The organism is Thermoanaerobaculum aquaticum (genome assembly GCF_000687145.1).
GTDB lineage: Bacteria > Acidobacteriota > Thermoanaerobaculia > Thermoanaerobaculales > Thermoanaerobaculaceae > Thermoanaerobaculum > Thermoanaerobaculum aquaticum.
This window is the reverse complement of the sequence record NZ_JMFG01000011.1, coordinates 134,452-148,337: the sequence shown is the minus strand read 5'-3', so window position 1 is coordinate 148,337 and position 13,886 is coordinate 134,452. Positions and strand designations below refer to the sequence as shown.

The following is a 13,886-nucleotide window of genomic DNA, read 5'->3' as shown; positions in this document are numbered from 1 at the left end:
GCAGGCAGGCCCACAGAAGCAATTAAGCAAACCGACGAGGATGGAACGGCGGAAAGGATCGGGAGGGAGTTGGCCGAGGAACGCCCTGATTTGTCCCGTGCAGAAGCGGAAAAGCTGGTGGAGGAGCTTCTGCGCTTGGGGCAGCTTTATGAGCGCCAGCAGGGCAAACAGCCGGCGGTGAACCTCAACAGCACCACAGACCCACTTACAGGGCAGGAACAGAAATGACCAAACAGCGCTACGAGCTTGGGCCTTGGAAAGCCTCGAACACCGGCTTTCTCTCTCGGCCGGGTGCCCTTACTCTCCTGTTGTTTATCTTCGCCTTAGGGGGTAGCTGCACGGCCGGAAGAGGGCGAGTGCAATTGCGGCCGGAGATACGCTTTGGTTTTCATTTCGATTCTCTGAGGTGCACAACCAGGGGTGTTTCGGTTCGTTGCGAGCCCGAAAGGCGGATCCGAAGCGACGTGTCAATGGAGTGGTTCGATCGTCGTCGGGGTTGGCGTTCAGGGAAGTTCGAAGGGGGAACCGTTCCGCGAGACCTGGTCTGCGGTGAAGGAGTAGATTGGTTACTGTTCCACTCTGAGGATTCAGAAGTAGTTTGGTTATCGGCGGAGCGTGACATACGAAAGTGGAAAGGCTGCAGCCAGCCTGAGGCTTATCAGATCTTCTATTTCCCGCTTACAGCAGCTCCCGCTAATCCGTGGATCCGCTATCGGGCGGCCACAGGAGCGGAGTTCGTTGCTGTCTGCTTCGTCCCGTATTATCCAGACGAACCTCGGCCTGTGTCGAACCTTCCGGTAGTTTTACTTACCAACAACGGAAAGGAGGAATTGCTAGGCACTACCGATGCGACAGGATGGATAGTTCTTTCCAAGGAGATGCTCAAGAAGAAGGATGGTAGATATCTCCTCGTGAATCCCACGTACGACTTTGATCGGGTGGCGGTTCCGCTTCAGCAGGTGCTTCAAGAAGCTGGGTCATATTTCCGGGATGTGTTTTTGGTCTCCGTTGGATTTTACTGAACAAATCCCGTGTCAAGAGCTCCTGTGATCCTCCGTTAATCTTTTCGGCCAGGCCAATCGAATTCCTGGGCCTTCGTACGACGCTGCCGGTGCCATGCTTTCCTGGGGAGGGAGGAGCTTTGCCTGGTATCCTACGGGGAGCATGAGGCAGCTGGTGATGAGCGGGTAGAGTGCCACGTACGGGTACGATGCCAAGGACGAGCGTGTGGCGTGGGTAGACTCCACGGAGCCCGGGATTCACTACACCTTGCGGGGGTTGAACAACGAAATCCTGCGGGAGGTGCATGAGCTTTCCGGGGTGTGGAGCTGGAGGAAGGACTACATCTTTGCCGGAGCCACGCACATTGCGACCGTTGACAGCTCCGGGACCAAGCACGTGCACAAAGACCATTTGGGGAGCACCAGGGTGATCACAAACGCTTCCGGAGCGAAGCTTTCCGAGCACCGGTACTGGCCGTTTGGTGAGGAGATGACCGCCACGTCTTCGCCTGAGCGGATGCGGTTTGCAGGGCATGAGCGGGACAGCCAAACCAGCCTTGATTACATGCACGCCCGCTACTACGCGCCGTTTGGCGGCCGTTTCCTCTCCGTGGACCCCGGCCGGGACTTCGACCCTGCACATCCGCAAAGCTGGAATTTGTACGCGTATGTGAGGAACAACCCGGTCAGCGCGGTGGATCCGGATGGGCGCATGGCCTGGTGGGCACCGGCTGCGATTGGAGGCGCCGTAGGTGCGGGTTTCCACCTTGCCAGGGAGCTCGGCAGCGGGAAGCCGCTGGGTGAGGCTTTGAAGGGGATACATCGTCCCATGATTGTGGGTGTTTTAGGCGGGCTTGGCAAACGCGGAGCGCTTTGGGCTTCCCTGGGGCAGTTTGCCTTTAGCTTTAAGGATGCTCGGGACAAGGGGGCTTCCATCAAAGCTGCGGCTGTCGAGGCAAGCGACAGGGCGCTAATAGTGTTAGGTTTTTCAGGGGCTGCTGGGAAAGGCGTAGAGACGGCGGTTAGTGCTCAGTATGGTCAAGGTGCAAGCGCGGCGACTGCGGGTATTGTCACTGGATCCTCTTTAGAGACGATCGTGAGTGGTGTCAAGGAGGTGTTTGATGATCTTGGGCCCACGTTGGAGCAATCGTCAGGGCAGCTTAAATCCAAAGTTGAGTAAATCGAAGAGCTGCGGAAGGACGAAGAGGAGCTTACCAAGCATTTGGTGAAGGTGACCAGTGAAACGAACTTGAAAACTGGGGATCAGCAACGGTAACCGTTACCCACTGGGAGGGAGGGCTTTTGGCCGTGAGCAGGAAGAGCGGGAACTCAAGGCAGCTTAGAGGATTGATCTTCCTTGCTGCGTGTTGTTTTCTGGCTTTTTTCCTGAGCCTGCCGCTCTACGTTCGGCTTCAACACTGTGCCTACACCGAGCCCAATGCGTTGCTCCGCAGGTTTAGTTATTTGCTTACGAATTGGTCATGGTTCTGCACTCTGTTGTTCTCGGGGATCTTCGGAATATCGCGCCTGGTGAAAATCGATGACGTTAACCGGACAAAGCTTTCCCTTGTATTTTTCGGACCGGCGCTTTTTTACCTAGTATTGCGACAGTACCCTGCTGATGGGATTTGGACCTTTGAAAGATTGGCTGGCGCCCTTTTGGTGCTTGGAATGTTTCTAGGCTCCCTATGGGTCGTTCTAATTCGGCCAATTTGGCGCCCGGACGAGGAGGAAGATAAACGCGACCTAGAAGGCTAGCTAGTCAAGCGTTTTTCCCGACGACAGCCTGTGTGTCGGTGCTCACGGGATAATGGCCCTTTGCCTAAGGATGGCACCGTGACGGGGAAGCCATCACTTCGGGGACGCGGTGGGAGGAGTACGATCCCTTTGGCCGGCCTTTGCGTGTGCAAGCGGCCGACGGGAAGATCACGACCTTCGCCTACACGGGCGTGCGGGTGACTACACGGACGGTGTCGGTGGCCACTTCTCTTTCTGCGGAATCGCCGGTGAGCACCGTTGAGGAGTACGACCGACAGGGCAGGCTCGTGAAGGTGGATGAACCCTCCGGGCCCTCCGGGGCGAGGGTGGCTACCACGTACACGTACAACGTATTGGGCAAATTGGCCAGTGCCACCACCTCCTCGGGGGGCGTGAGCCAAACCCGGCAATGGAGCTACGATGGAAGGGGGTTCATGACCGCGGAACGGCTTCCGGAGAAGGGTGCTTCTGGGAACGGTTGGGTTTGGTACCAGAGCTTTGATGCGCTGGGCAATCCAGGGCGCGTCATTGATGGCCCCAACGATTTGAGTTTTGCCTACGACAAAGCCGCGCGGCCCATTCAAGTTACGGAAACAGCCACAGGTCGGGTGCTGAAAAGCTTTACCTATGGCACCGCCAACGTGGGTTCGGACATGCAGAAAGGCAAGCTCGTCCAAGCGGTGGCTAACAACTACTATGACCCGGCCAACGCTTCGGCCAACTTCCAGGTGGTGGAGACCTTCGCCTACAGCGGGACCGGCGGGAAGATTTCCCAGAAGACCACCACATTGGGCGTGGTGGGGGGGTACGTAGGGACCTTTACCCAAAACTTTGGTTGGAACGACCTCTGGGAGCTTTCATGGCAGACGTACCCCACGAAGGCGGGCTTACCCTCACGGACCCTGAGCTACGACTACAGCTTTGGGTTTTTGACGGCGGTGCGGGAAGGCGGCCAAACCTATGCCAGCATGGTGTACCACCCCAACGGCATGGTGGCCAAGCGCAGCCGGAGCAACGGCACGAACGACGTTGTTTTACCCGATCTAAACCGCATGCCAAGGCCTGCGAACATCCAGGTGCAAAGCAGCGCGGGCAGTGTGCTTTGGCAAACCGGCACCTACGCTTTTGACGGTGCGGGCAACATCAAGGCCATGGGTACGGACCGCTTTGTGTACGACGGTGTTTTGCGGTTGGTGCAGGCCAATGTTGGTGGACAAAGCTTTCAGGCAACGTACAACGCCTTTGGATTTCTCACGGCGATGGCGAAAAACGGCAGCTGGCAGACGTTTACCCCGGATGCTTCGGGGCAGACCACTGGCCGGAGGGCCATGGCCAAAGGAACGCTGGCAGAACCATCCCGGCCCGAGGGCGCTGGGTCGCCCCGGGGCCTTGCCCATGACCCGGCTTGGCCGAGCGCTACGGGTCTCCGGGCCAACATAGACTCCGCCGGCGGCTCCAAACCCGCTTTTTGCCGCCCTAGCCACGCGGCTTTTGCCGCCAGGGCTCGGGGTTCTGGGGCCGGGGCTAAGCGATGGTGACCTCGGGGCAGAGGTACACGTCCTGGATGGCGTTAAGGAGCGCGATGCCCTCGTCCATGGGTTTCTGGAAGGCCTTGCGGCCGGAAATGAGCCCCATGCCGCCGGCGCGCTTGTTGATGACCGCCGTGCGCACCGCTTGCGCCAGGTCCGAAGCGCCCTTGGATTCACCCCCGGAGTTGATGAGCCCCACCCGCCCCATGTAGCAGTTGGCCACCTGCCAGCGGGTCCACTCGATGGGGTGAGGAGGCACCAGCTTGCCGTAGGCCTCAGCTTTGGGTTTGTTTTTGAAATCCAGGGCGGGATAGCCGCCGTCCACCTCCGGCTGCTTTTGCTTGACGATGTCCGCCTCGATGGTGACGCCCAGGTGGTTGGCCTGACCGGTGAGGTCGGCCGCCGAGTGGTAGTCGGTGCCTTCCTTCTTGAAGGCGTTGTTGCGCAGGTAGCACCACAGGACCGTGAACATGCCCAGCTCATGGGCGCGGGCAAAGGCTTCGCTCACTTCCTGGATTTGCCGCCGGCTTTCCGGGGCGCCAAAGTAAATCGTGGCGCCCACTCCCACCGCGCCCAGGTCAAAGGCTTGCTCCACGCTGGCAAAGGGGGTTTGGTCGTAAATGTTGGGGTAGGTTAAGAGCTCGTTGTGGTTGAGCTTGACGATGAACGGGATCTTATGGGCCCATTTGCGGGCAACGGCCCCCAGAACCCCGAGGGTGGAAGCCACAGCGTTACAGCCGCCCTCGTAAGCCAAGCGCACGATATTTTCCGGATCAAAGTACATGGGATTTGGTGCAAAGGAAGCGGCTCCTGAGTGCTCCACGCCCTGGTCCACCGGCAGGATGGAAAGGTAGCCGGTGCCTGCCAAACGGCCGGTGTTGAACACCAAGCTCAAGTTGCGCAGTACCGCAGGCGAGCGGTCGGAGGCGGCCACCACCCGGTCCAAGAAATCGGGCCCCGGCAGGTGCAGCATGTCTTTGGGGATGCCCGTGCAGGTGTAGTCCAAAAGGCCGGCATCGGCACCCAGAAGCTCTCGGATCCTTTCAATCATGGTAACCTCCCGTGGCGGGAGGATTGTAGCAAAGCGGTGCTGCGGGCGCTTATCCTGCTCGGCCTCTGGGTTTCCCGCTTGGGCGCGGACGTTTTGCCCGTGTCTCAAGTGCAGGGGCCCGGCTTGCGGTCCCCCTTGGAAGGGCAGGTGGTGACGGTGGAGGGGGTGGTCACCGGCGTGACCACCTCCGGGTTTTTCGTGCAGGATCCTCACCCCGACGGGGACCCGGCCACCTCCGAAGGGCTTTTTGTGTACACGGGAAGCCCTGCCCCTTCACTCTCTGTGGGAGAGCTGGTGCAGGTGAGCGGGAAGGTCCGGGAGTACGTGCCTTCCGGTGATCCCGCAAGCCCCCCTCTCACGGAGCTGGTGGACCCCCAGCTTGTCCGCTTGGGCCGGCAGCAGCCGCTGCCAGAACCGGTGGTGCTTTCGCAGGAGGCGCTGCGCCCCGAGGGAGGTTTGGATCAGCTGGAGAGGTTCGAGGGGATGCGGGTGGCGGTAGCTTCCCTTAAGGTGGTGGGGCCTACCTTAGGCAAGGTACAGGAAACCGAAGCCACGGCCACCAGCACCGGCGTGTTTTTTGGGGTGCTGGAAGGGGTTCCCCGCCCGTTCCGGGAGCCCGGCTTTCCCCCCTTTGATCCGCTGCCTGCAGGTAGCCCACCCCGCTTTGACGGCAACCCGGAAATTCTCCGGATAGACACCACCTGCCTGCAGGCGGGTCAGCAGCTGAACGTATCGGCGGGTTCGCTGGTGGGCGACCTGGTGGGTCCTTTAAGCTTTACTTGGCGCCGGTACACCTTGTGCCCGGAACCGGTCTGGAGCGTGCTCCAGCAACCCCCCGAGCCCTCCCCGCCTCCAGCTCCCGCGTGGGGTGAGCTGACCGTAGCCTCCTGGAACCTCCAGAGGTTTTACGATGCCCAGGATGATCCTGGCGTTTCCGAGCCGGTTCTCACCCCGCAAGCTTGGGAGCTGCGGCTTGCTAAGCTCGCCGGCGCTGTGGCCGAGTTCTTGCGGTTCCCCCACGTGCTGGTTTTCCAGGAGGTGGAAAGCCTGGAGCTCCTGCAGGCCCTGGCCAGCCGCCTGGAGGCAGCTGCCGCGGAAAAATTAGGAGAAAGCCCAAACTACCAGGCGATCCTGGCGCCGGAGCGGGACGCCGGGGGGCTGCGTCTGGGAGCGCTGGTGGCCCGCTCGCTCCGGGGGATGCACGTCACGGTAGAGGAAACCAGGTCGGTACTGACCGAAAGCGTGCTTGCCAACCCCGACGGCAGTCAGGAGCCGCTCTTTGACCGCCCACCCCTGCTTTTAAGCCTTAAGCTGCAGCTCTCCGGACAACCGCTTCGGCCTTTTGCGGTTCTCGGCGTGCACCTGCGTTCCATGAACGGCCTTTTAAGCAGCGCCCCCACTGGCCACGGCTGGCCCAGCGAAGGGGCGCGGGTGCGGGCCAAGCGGGCGCAACAGGCGGAAGCCCTGGCCCGCTGGGTGGACGGCTTTCAAAGGCAAAACCCCACAAGGCCCCTCGTCGTGCTCGGGGACTTTAACGCCTTCGAGTTCAGCGATGGCGTGGTGGACGTGGTGGGCACCGTGGCGGGGACCCCTGCTCCTGCGGAAGCGGTGGTGGTGCCTACCCAGGACCTGGTGGAGCAGGATCTGGTGGTGCTCACCCAGCGAGAAGCGCCGGGACAGCGCTACAGCTACGTTTACGACGGCAGCGCCCAGGCGCTGGACCACGTTTTAATAAGCCAGGGGCTCCTTGGCTGGGGCTGGAGGCTCTTCCGCCCGCGGCTGGCGGCGGATTTTCCCGAGGTGACCCGCAACCAGACGGCGCCCTACCGCCTTTCGGACCACGACCCGCTCGTGCTTTACCTGCAACTTCCCCGCTCACCCCGGCGGCTGCTGCGGGCTCACTGAGCAAAAGCCCCGCCGTGTCTGAGCTGCTACCATGAGACCATGTCGCAACCGCCCTGGCGTTCCGTGGCCCAAGGTTCGCCTCTGCTCACCGGTCTAGAGCCTTCGGTCCAGGAGGAAATCCTCAAGCAAGCGGTGTTCCGCAAGCTCCGCCGGGGCCAGGTGTTGTTTCGCCAGGGGGAACCGGCGGCCGCCCTTTACGTGGTGGCGGCGGGCAGGCTCAAGCTGGTGCAGGAGGACAGCTTCGGCCACCAGGTGGTGGTGCGGTTTGTGAACCCACCGCAGGTGGTGGCGGCGGTGGCGGTGACACCAGGCCATCGCTACCCGGTTACGGCCGTGGCGGTGGAGGAAGGGGGGGTGGTGCTGTGGCCCGCGGAGAGCCTGCGGGAGCTTTGCCGTCGCTTCCCCGCCTTGAGCCTTAACGCCACCGCGCAAATTGCCGCCCACATGGAGGACATGCAGCAGCGGTTTTTGGAGCTGGCCTCCGAGCGGGTGGAGCAGCGCCTGGCCCGCTGCCTCACGCGCCTGGCCCGGCAGGTGGGGCGTCAGGTGCCGGAAGGTATCCTTTTGGACGTGCCGCTTTCCCGCCAGGACCTGGCCAGCATGACCGGCACCACTCTGTACACCGTGTCGCGCATCCTTTCCCACTGGGAGGGGCAAGGGATCGTCAAGGCGGGGCGGCAAAAGCTGGTAATCCTCCGCCCTCACGCCCTGGTGGCGGTGGCGGAGGATTTGCCGGAAGGGGGGAAGCCATGAGCGCACCGGTTGCGGTGGTTACCGGAGGAAGCAAAGGCATTGGCAGGGCCATTGCGTTGGGGTTGCTGCGGGAAGGGCATCGGGTGGTGATTGCCGCCCGGGACTCCCAGGCGTTAGGCGCGGCGCAGCAAGCTTTGGCGACCGCAGGTGAGGTGCTGGCGGTTCCCTGCGATGTGCGGGATCCCCAAAGCTGTCAGGAGCTGGTGGCCCGGGCGGTGGCCTGGGGTGGGCGGATGGATGTGCTGGTGCACAACGCCGGCGTGGGGGTTTTCAAGCCGGTGGCGGCAATGACGGTGGAGGAGTTCACCGAGCAGCTGCACACCAACCTCTTTGCGGCCTTTTATCTTACCCGGGCGGCCCTGCCCCACCTGCTGCAAAGCCAGGGTTGGGTCATTCAGGTGGCTTCCCTGGCGGCCCGCCACCCCTTTGCCGGCGGTGCGGCGTACTGCGCCAGCAAGGCGGGGCTTGTGGCTTTTTCCGAATGCCTCATGCAGGAGGTGCGGCAGCTGGGGGTGCGGGTGGCGGCGATCCTTCCCGGCTCGGTGGACACCACCTTTGCCGGCAACCCCACCGGTGCCTCCTGGAAGCTGGCCCCCGAAGACGTGGCGCAAGCGGTGCTGGACCTCCTGCGCTTCCCACCCCGCGCCCTCCCGTCGCTCATCGAGCTGCGTCCCAGCCAGCCTCAAAAGAGGTAATCGCTGACAGCACCTGCGCTGGGGGTCAGGGGCTGCGCTTTTGGGAATCCCGGCCCCGGGACCCAATCATTGCTGTGCCTGGCTGGAGTTGGCCCGCCCTTTGACCCGCCAGCCTACGACCGCTAGGGCTAGCCCTACGGCCACACCCAACCCCTGCTTCCAGCCGAAGCCGGGGGCGCCGCCAAGGCCCAGGGGATCGGCAAAAGCGGCCAACAGGGCCAACAGCAAGCCCACCGCAAATAGCAGAGCTGCAGGGCTTTTGGAAGCCATGGCCACCTCCTTTACTGCCGGCGGGAGAGATGCCGCGCCGGCTGGCCTTTGCCCACAGGCACCACTTGCATTTGCAGGCTACTGCGGTTGTGGGGGAAGAGCAAGAGCACCCGTGCCGCGGTGTTGGAGCTCAAGGAAAGCGACAACACCTGCCCCGGGGCCGCCGGCAGCGCGGCCACGCCGGTAATACCGGGAAAGCTCACCGCATTTCCCCCCACCCGCGCCGGGATTACCGGCGTGCGGGTGGCTTCCCCAAAGGAATCGCTGGTCACAGCCCAAAACTGGAAGTTGCTTCCAGGGGAAAGCCCCACCTCGCTCCCCGGAACCGCCAAAACCATGACGCTGGAGGCAAACGCCGGGATGTGCACCCCTTCCGGGGAGAGCCCCCCTAAGGGGGCTACGTCTTGGCAGGCGCCGGCGGGCAACGGGCACACCCGCACGGAAAAGCCGTCCGTGTCGTCCACCGCTCGCCGGTTTTCCAGCTTGAAATCGGCGGTGCCGTCCTGGTTGGTATCCAAAAACACCTGAACCTTCACGTCCTCGGGGGAAACCCAGGGGGCTTCGGTTTTAACGCCAAAGGTAATTGTGGGGTTGGAGCTGTTGTCGCTGGCCACCCCCAGCGCCATCAGGCGAGCTGGGCGGGGGTTGCCGGTGGGGGCTGCCTGGTAGGCCAGCTCCAGGGGAACGACCAGGGGCGTGAGGCCCGGTTGCGGGTCGCCGGTGAGGCTGAGGCTTGCCTGAGAGCCGGCGTTTTGCAGGCGGGAAGGCTGCGCCACGAGGTTGCCGCCGGGCTTTAAGACGGCATAGACGGGCACAACCCCAACCAGCTCGTCCTGTTCAAAGGCGTAAAGGTGGGCGGAAAGCTCGGTGAGGAAGAACCGAGGCCAGTTCCCCTGGGTGGCCGCTTGGGTGCCGTCCCGCACCACCCCCAAATCCTGCCAGGTTTCCACCTGCACCGTGACCTCCCGCTCTTCCCCTGGCCCAAGCTGCAACCCGCTTGGCACCACCGAAAGCCGAACCCCGGTCAGCGCCTGGGTTTGCTGCGCCGCCAACCTGAGGCTTACGGTGCGGTTGGTGAGGTTGGCCACCTTGACTTGGCCGGAGGCGGCTTGCCCTGCTTCCAAAAGCCCCAGGGAAAGCGAAACGGCTTGCGGGGATTCGCTGGCGTAAAGCAGGATGGGCGTGGAAACGCTGCGCTCCACGTTGACCCGCCCGGCGCCCACCCGGGAAACACGGTGGTAGGGCTCCTGCCCCTTTTCCCGACCAAAAAGCCAAGGATCGGCGCCGTTCATGAGCAGCGCTTTGAGCTGCCAGGCCGCAAGCTCCGGCCTTGCTTGCTTGAGCAGGGCGGCCGCTCCGGCGACCACCGGCGTGGCCATGGAGGTTCCAGAAAGGCTGACGCCTTCTCGTCCGGTGCCGTTGGCCGCGGAAAACACGCTTTCGCCTGGGGCGGTGAGATCGGGTTTGAGGACCAAATCCCCCCGGGGACCCCGGGAGGAAAAGGAAGCCACCGTGTCTTCCCGCGCCCGGTTGGTGTAGAGGAACTGGTTGCGGTAGCGGGCGGTGAGGCGGACCTGGACCCCTTGGCTCAGGTACTCCCGGAGCCGTTGGCCCACCGAAAGCACGGTCATTTGCGCCGGGATCGTGATGGAGGCAGTGATGGAGGTGTCGTTGCCCATGGTGAAGGGGTCGCCATCGTCCTGGCGGACGATGAGCACACCAATGGCGCCGGCGTTTTGAGCGTTGAGGACCTTGCGCTTAAAGGTGCAGGTCCCGCGGTTAATGAGGGCAATTTTCCCCGCAAGGGCGGCAGCGGAAGCGGGGGAAAAGGGCTCGCACCCCAGTTCTTCCCCGGGTTGAGGCTGGGCCAGGAGGCCCTGGCGATCCCCCAACGTAGCCAGGTCGGGCCCGAAATCGGCTTCGCTTGCTGGGTAGCTCCCCGCGAGGTTTTGCGGGGCCAGCACCTCAAAGGCCCCCACCACCGCTCCGCTGTCCACCGCTGCCGCCACCGCCAAAGCCGCCGTCGCGGCTGCCGGCGAAGAAACGATGAACGTGGTGTCCCCCGAGTTTCCCGCGGCAGCCACCACCAGGATGCCCGCTCGGGCTGCGTTGTTGGCCGCTTCCGCGTCGGGATCGTCGTTGCTTCCCCAGTCGGAGCCCAGTGACAGGTTCACAATGTCCAGGCGATCGGCGAAGTTGCCGTCGCCGTTGGGATCTGCGGCCCACTCCAAGGCTTGCGCCACCAGGGCGGTGGAGCCGGAACAGCCGAACACCTTGAGGGCGTAAATCTGCGCCTCCGGGGCCACGCCCGGAGCCACGGCCAGGTCGGCCAGGGGAGTGGCCAGGGAAAAAGGCCCTGGAAACGTGGCGCCTTCTTTGGTGACGCCAAAGCCCGCGACGATTCCGGCCACATGGGTGCCGTGGCCGCCGCAGTCCATGGGGTCGGGATCAGGCTTGGGCGTGCGTTTGGACGGTGTGTCGGAGCCAGCGTCGTAGTTGTCACCGGCAAAGTCCCAGCCGCCTACCACCTTGGCGTTGGGGAAGGGCGCATCGCCCAGCTTGGTGCTGTCGTTGCTGCTGTACCCGCTCCCGGGCCCCCCAAAGTCCCGGTGCAGGTAATCCACGCCGGTGTCAATGATGCCCACGCGCACACCCCGCCCGGTGTACGCTTGGCTCCACACCTGCGGGGCGCGCACCAACGGCCCCGCCGTCGCCAAAAGGGGCTTTTTCGGCCGCAGAAGGCGGAGGGCTTTCACCTGGGGCATGGACCGAAGGAGCTCCAGGCTTTCATCCGGCACCTCCAAAGCCACGCCGTTTAAAAGCCGGCTTACGCGGTAAATCTCCTGCGCTTGCACGCCGCGCCGGTTCACTTCTGCCAAGAAGGCCTCTTGCTCCTGCTGGTTGGCGGCCAGCTGGCTGCGGGCTAAGGCCAGGCTTTGCACGCCTTTTCTCCCCTCATGCCAGTAGGCAATGGCGGGAGGGTTTTGCAGCTCCACGAAAACCTGGGCAGCCTGCGCCAGAACGGGAATCAGGCAAAGGACGAGCAAAAAACGCGTACGCATATGGAAGGGATTGTAACCCGTGGTAGAGCAGAGGCCCTTTGCGCCAGAATCAGGAAGAGGCTACTCCCGGTGAGGGTCGTCCCAAGGCCTCACCGAAAGGCGCCAGAGCTTCACGCCCAGCTCGCGGTGATCGCCAGTGGTGCCTGGCGCCGCCGGCACAAAGGTTTCGCTGGTCCGCAGGGTAAGGTGGTTTGGCTCGGTGGCGTGCAGGTAAGCCGCCGGGATGCGCACAACCTCGCGCCACTCCTTGCTGGATGTGACCCTCTCCACAAAAAGCCTGCCGTTGACCAGGAGCGCAATGTGGGGAGGATGGGGCAGGGCCCACAGGGGCACCGTGGCCTCGATTTCCAGCCGCAGGTCTACCGCCGCCGGCGGTACGGTAGCCTCGCCTTCCCGCGCCATCCATCGGAAGGAATGCCCGGCTCTTTCGCCGCCTTCCACCACCTCCGGTTGGTACCACCCGCGTCCGTAAAGAACGCAAGCCTCGGTGAGGGGACCAAAGGGGACCTGCAAGTAACGGGAGCGGGTAGCTCGAGAGAGAGCGGGTAACGGCGGCCACGCTGCCACCTCGCCGCCTTCCGCTAAGCCAAAAACCCAGATTGGCATGCCGTCCAAAGGCACGGCGCAAAGCTCCTCCTGGTTTTTTGCCGGAAGTTTGGCCACACTGGGGAACAACGCCTGGGCATGCATGAAAAGCGAGGCGTGGTAGACCAGGCGGAAGGGCTTCTCCCCCACCCGACGCTTGATTTCGGCAGCTGCCGCTACCGGCGGCGAAGGGCGAGCATGGACGACCAAGACCGCCGGCAGCGTTAATTTTGCTGTAAGTACAACGAGCAGGGCAGTGACCAAAGGGAGACCGCGCGGTACGAGCCGACGCTCGATGGCCACCACGGCCACCGCCGCCAGGATGGCGAAAAGCGGGAGGTAAGGCAGCGCGTACCGTGGGCCTGTGGAAGGGTTGAAAAAGAGCCAGGCAACCACCATGTAAGGGAAAAACGCGGCAGCCAAAAACCCCAGCGGTCGTTTGTGGCCCTGGCGAAACAAAACCCGAACCCCTATCAGGCTGAGGGCAAGCATAACGATGGCCAAAAGCGGCAAGACCCAAAGATCCAGGAAGTAGCGTTGGGCCACCAGCGCCAGACGCCAACCGTGGGCTGCCAGTGAATCGCTTTCTAGCACAAATTGGGCTTGATAGCGGACCCACCGCCACACGCCCGCAATGTCCTGGGCGGCCACGAGGATGGGGGTCACGTAAAACGCCGAGACGCTCCCGGCAAGAGCGGAAAGCGTCAGCCAGCGGCGCCGGCCGTCAACCCGCCACCAGGCCACAGCCAGCGGAAGGAAGGCAAGCAAGCTGGTTTGCGGCCGTACACTGAAGGCAGCCCCCAAAGCCACGGCGGCGGCGGGAAGCCAGTGGGGCTTGCGGAAAGACAATAGGCTGAGCCACAGGGCGAGAAGGGCCCAGGCCAACCCTGCCGGGTCTGAAAGCGGCACGCCAGCGTGCAGCCACACCGCAGGAGCAAAGGCAAAGATCAGCACTGCCGTAAGCGCAGTCCTTGGGCAACCCAGAAGCTCCACCGTGATGCGGTAGAGAAAGACGAGAGCAGCCATGTTGGCAACCACGCTCACCCAGGTCAGGGCGAGCACATCGTCAGCGGTGATCAGCTTGGCCGTGCGGGCAAGGTAAACGTACCCTGGGTAGAAGGGCGGATGAGGCACCTGCGCTTGCGGCGCAAAGTGCGCTAGCGCTAACTGGAAAACGTAGTCGTCCCACTCCCAAAGCGTTCCCTGCCGGGCCAGGACCCTGCTGGCTGCGAGGAGCACCCAAGCCACAACAACGGGCGCTGCTTTGCCAGCACGGC

Annotated in this window: 11 protein-coding genes; 7 read left to right on the top strand and 4 right to left on the bottom strand. The window is 63.1% G+C overall.

What is annotated here, in order from left to right; all coding sequences use genetic code 11:
- From EG19_RS13635 to EG19_RS05250, 4 genes are all read left to right on the top strand, one after another.
- On the top strand, positions 1-228 hold a 228-nt coding region (locus tag EG19_RS13635), incomplete at its 5' end, for a hypothetical protein (protein ID WP_038048263.1).
- 554 nt (positions 229-782) lie between these two features.
- Complete coding sequence (locus EG19_RS13380; protein WP_152543928.1) at positions 783-1,022, top strand: hypothetical protein; 240 nt, start codon at positions 783-785, stop codon at positions 1,020-1,022.
- Positions 1,023-1,278: 256 nt separating this feature from the next.
- Positions 1,279-2,181 carry an RHS repeat domain-containing protein gene (locus EG19_RS12470; RefSeq protein ID WP_161685401.1) on the top strand — a complete coding sequence of 301 codons (903 nt, stop codon included), beginning with the start codon at positions 1,279-1,281 and terminating at the stop codon, positions 2,179-2,181.
- Positions 2,182-2,950: 769 nt separating this feature from the next.
- Positions 2,951-4,297 (top strand): RHS repeat domain-containing protein, encoded by a 1,347-nt coding sequence (locus EG19_RS05250; protein ID WP_161685398.1) that lies wholly within the window; start codon positions 2,951-2,953, stop codon positions 4,295-4,297.
- Here EG19_RS05250 and EG19_RS05245 read toward each other — a convergent pair.
- Positions 4,284-5,339 carry a class I fructose-bisphosphate aldolase gene (locus EG19_RS05245; RefSeq protein WP_038048253.1) on the bottom strand — a complete coding sequence of 352 codons (1,056 nt, stop codon included), beginning with the start codon at positions 5,337-5,339 and terminating at the stop codon, positions 4,284-4,286. The two genes, EG19_RS05250 and EG19_RS05245, sit on opposite strands and share 14 nt — an antisense overlap.
- 36 nt (positions 5,340-5,375) lie before the next feature.
- Here EG19_RS05245 and EG19_RS05240 point away from each other — a divergent pair, with 36 nt between their 5' ends.
- From EG19_RS05240 to EG19_RS05230, 3 genes are read left to right on the top strand one after another with little or no spacing between them, the layout of a single operon-like run.
- A complete protein-coding gene (locus EG19_RS05240) occupies positions 5,376-7,244 on the top strand; it encodes an endonuclease/exonuclease/phosphatase family protein (RefSeq protein WP_053334929.1) in 1,869 nt (622 codons plus the stop codon).
- Between the two features lie 39 nt (positions 7,245-7,283).
- The gene (locus EG19_RS05235) at positions 7,284-7,997 is read left to right on the top strand and encodes a Crp/Fnr family transcriptional regulator (protein WP_038048251.1); all 714 of its coding nucleotides are present in this window, start codon (positions 7,284-7,286) and stop codon (positions 7,995-7,997) included.
- Complete coding sequence (locus tag EG19_RS05230; protein WP_038048249.1) at positions 7,994-8,692, top strand: SDR family oxidoreductase; 699 nt, start codon at positions 7,994-7,996, stop codon at positions 8,690-8,692. The genes EG19_RS05235 and EG19_RS05230 overlap by 4 nt, the downstream gene beginning before the upstream one ends.
- A gap of 66 nt (positions 8,693-8,758) precedes the next feature.
- Here the strand turns inward: EG19_RS05230 and EG19_RS05225 are convergent, their stop codons facing one another.
- Genes EG19_RS05225 through EG19_RS05215 form a run of 3 tightly spaced genes read right to left on the bottom strand, consistent with a single transcriptional unit; the run spans position 8,759 to position 13,848 of the window.
- Positions 8,759-8,962, bottom strand: coding sequence for a hypothetical protein (locus tag EG19_RS05225; RefSeq protein ID WP_038048247.1), 204 nt, complete (start codon positions 8,960-8,962; stop codon positions 8,759-8,761).
- Positions 8,963-8,973: 11 nt separating this feature from the next.
- Positions 8,974-12,024 (bottom strand): S8 family peptidase, encoded by a 3,051-nt coding sequence (locus EG19_RS12465; protein ID WP_053334928.1) that lies wholly within the window; start codon positions 12,022-12,024, stop codon positions 8,974-8,976.
- A gap of 60 nt (positions 12,025-12,084) precedes the next feature.
- Positions 12,085-13,848 (bottom strand): glycosyltransferase family 39 protein, encoded by a 1,764-nt coding sequence (locus EG19_RS05215; RefSeq protein ID WP_152543927.1) that lies wholly within the window; start codon positions 13,846-13,848, stop codon positions 12,085-12,087.
- Positions 13,849-13,886 lie beyond the last annotated feature (38 nt).

Bases quoted from the DNA above. Each gene is read 5' to 3' on its own strand.
- EG19_RS05225 (WP_038048247.1), bottom strand. From the start codon at position 8,962: ATGGCTTCCAAAAGCCCTGCAGCTCTGCTATTTGCGGTGGGCTTGCTG.
- EG19_RS12465 (WP_053334928.1), bottom strand. From the start codon at position 12,024: ATGCGTACGCGTTTTTTGCTCGTCCTTTGCCTGATTCCCGTTCTGGCG.
- EG19_RS05245 (WP_038048253.1), bottom strand. From the start codon at position 5,339: ATGATTGAAAGGATCCGAGAGCTTCTGGGTGCCGATGCCGGCCTTTTG.
- EG19_RS05230 (WP_038048249.1), top strand. From the start codon at position 7,994: ATGAGCGCACCGGTTGCGGTGGTTACCGGAGGAAGCAAAGGCATTGGC.
- EG19_RS05235 (WP_038048251.1), top strand. From the start codon at position 7,284: ATGTCGCAACCGCCCTGGCGTTCCGTGGCCCAAGGTTCGCCTCTGCTC.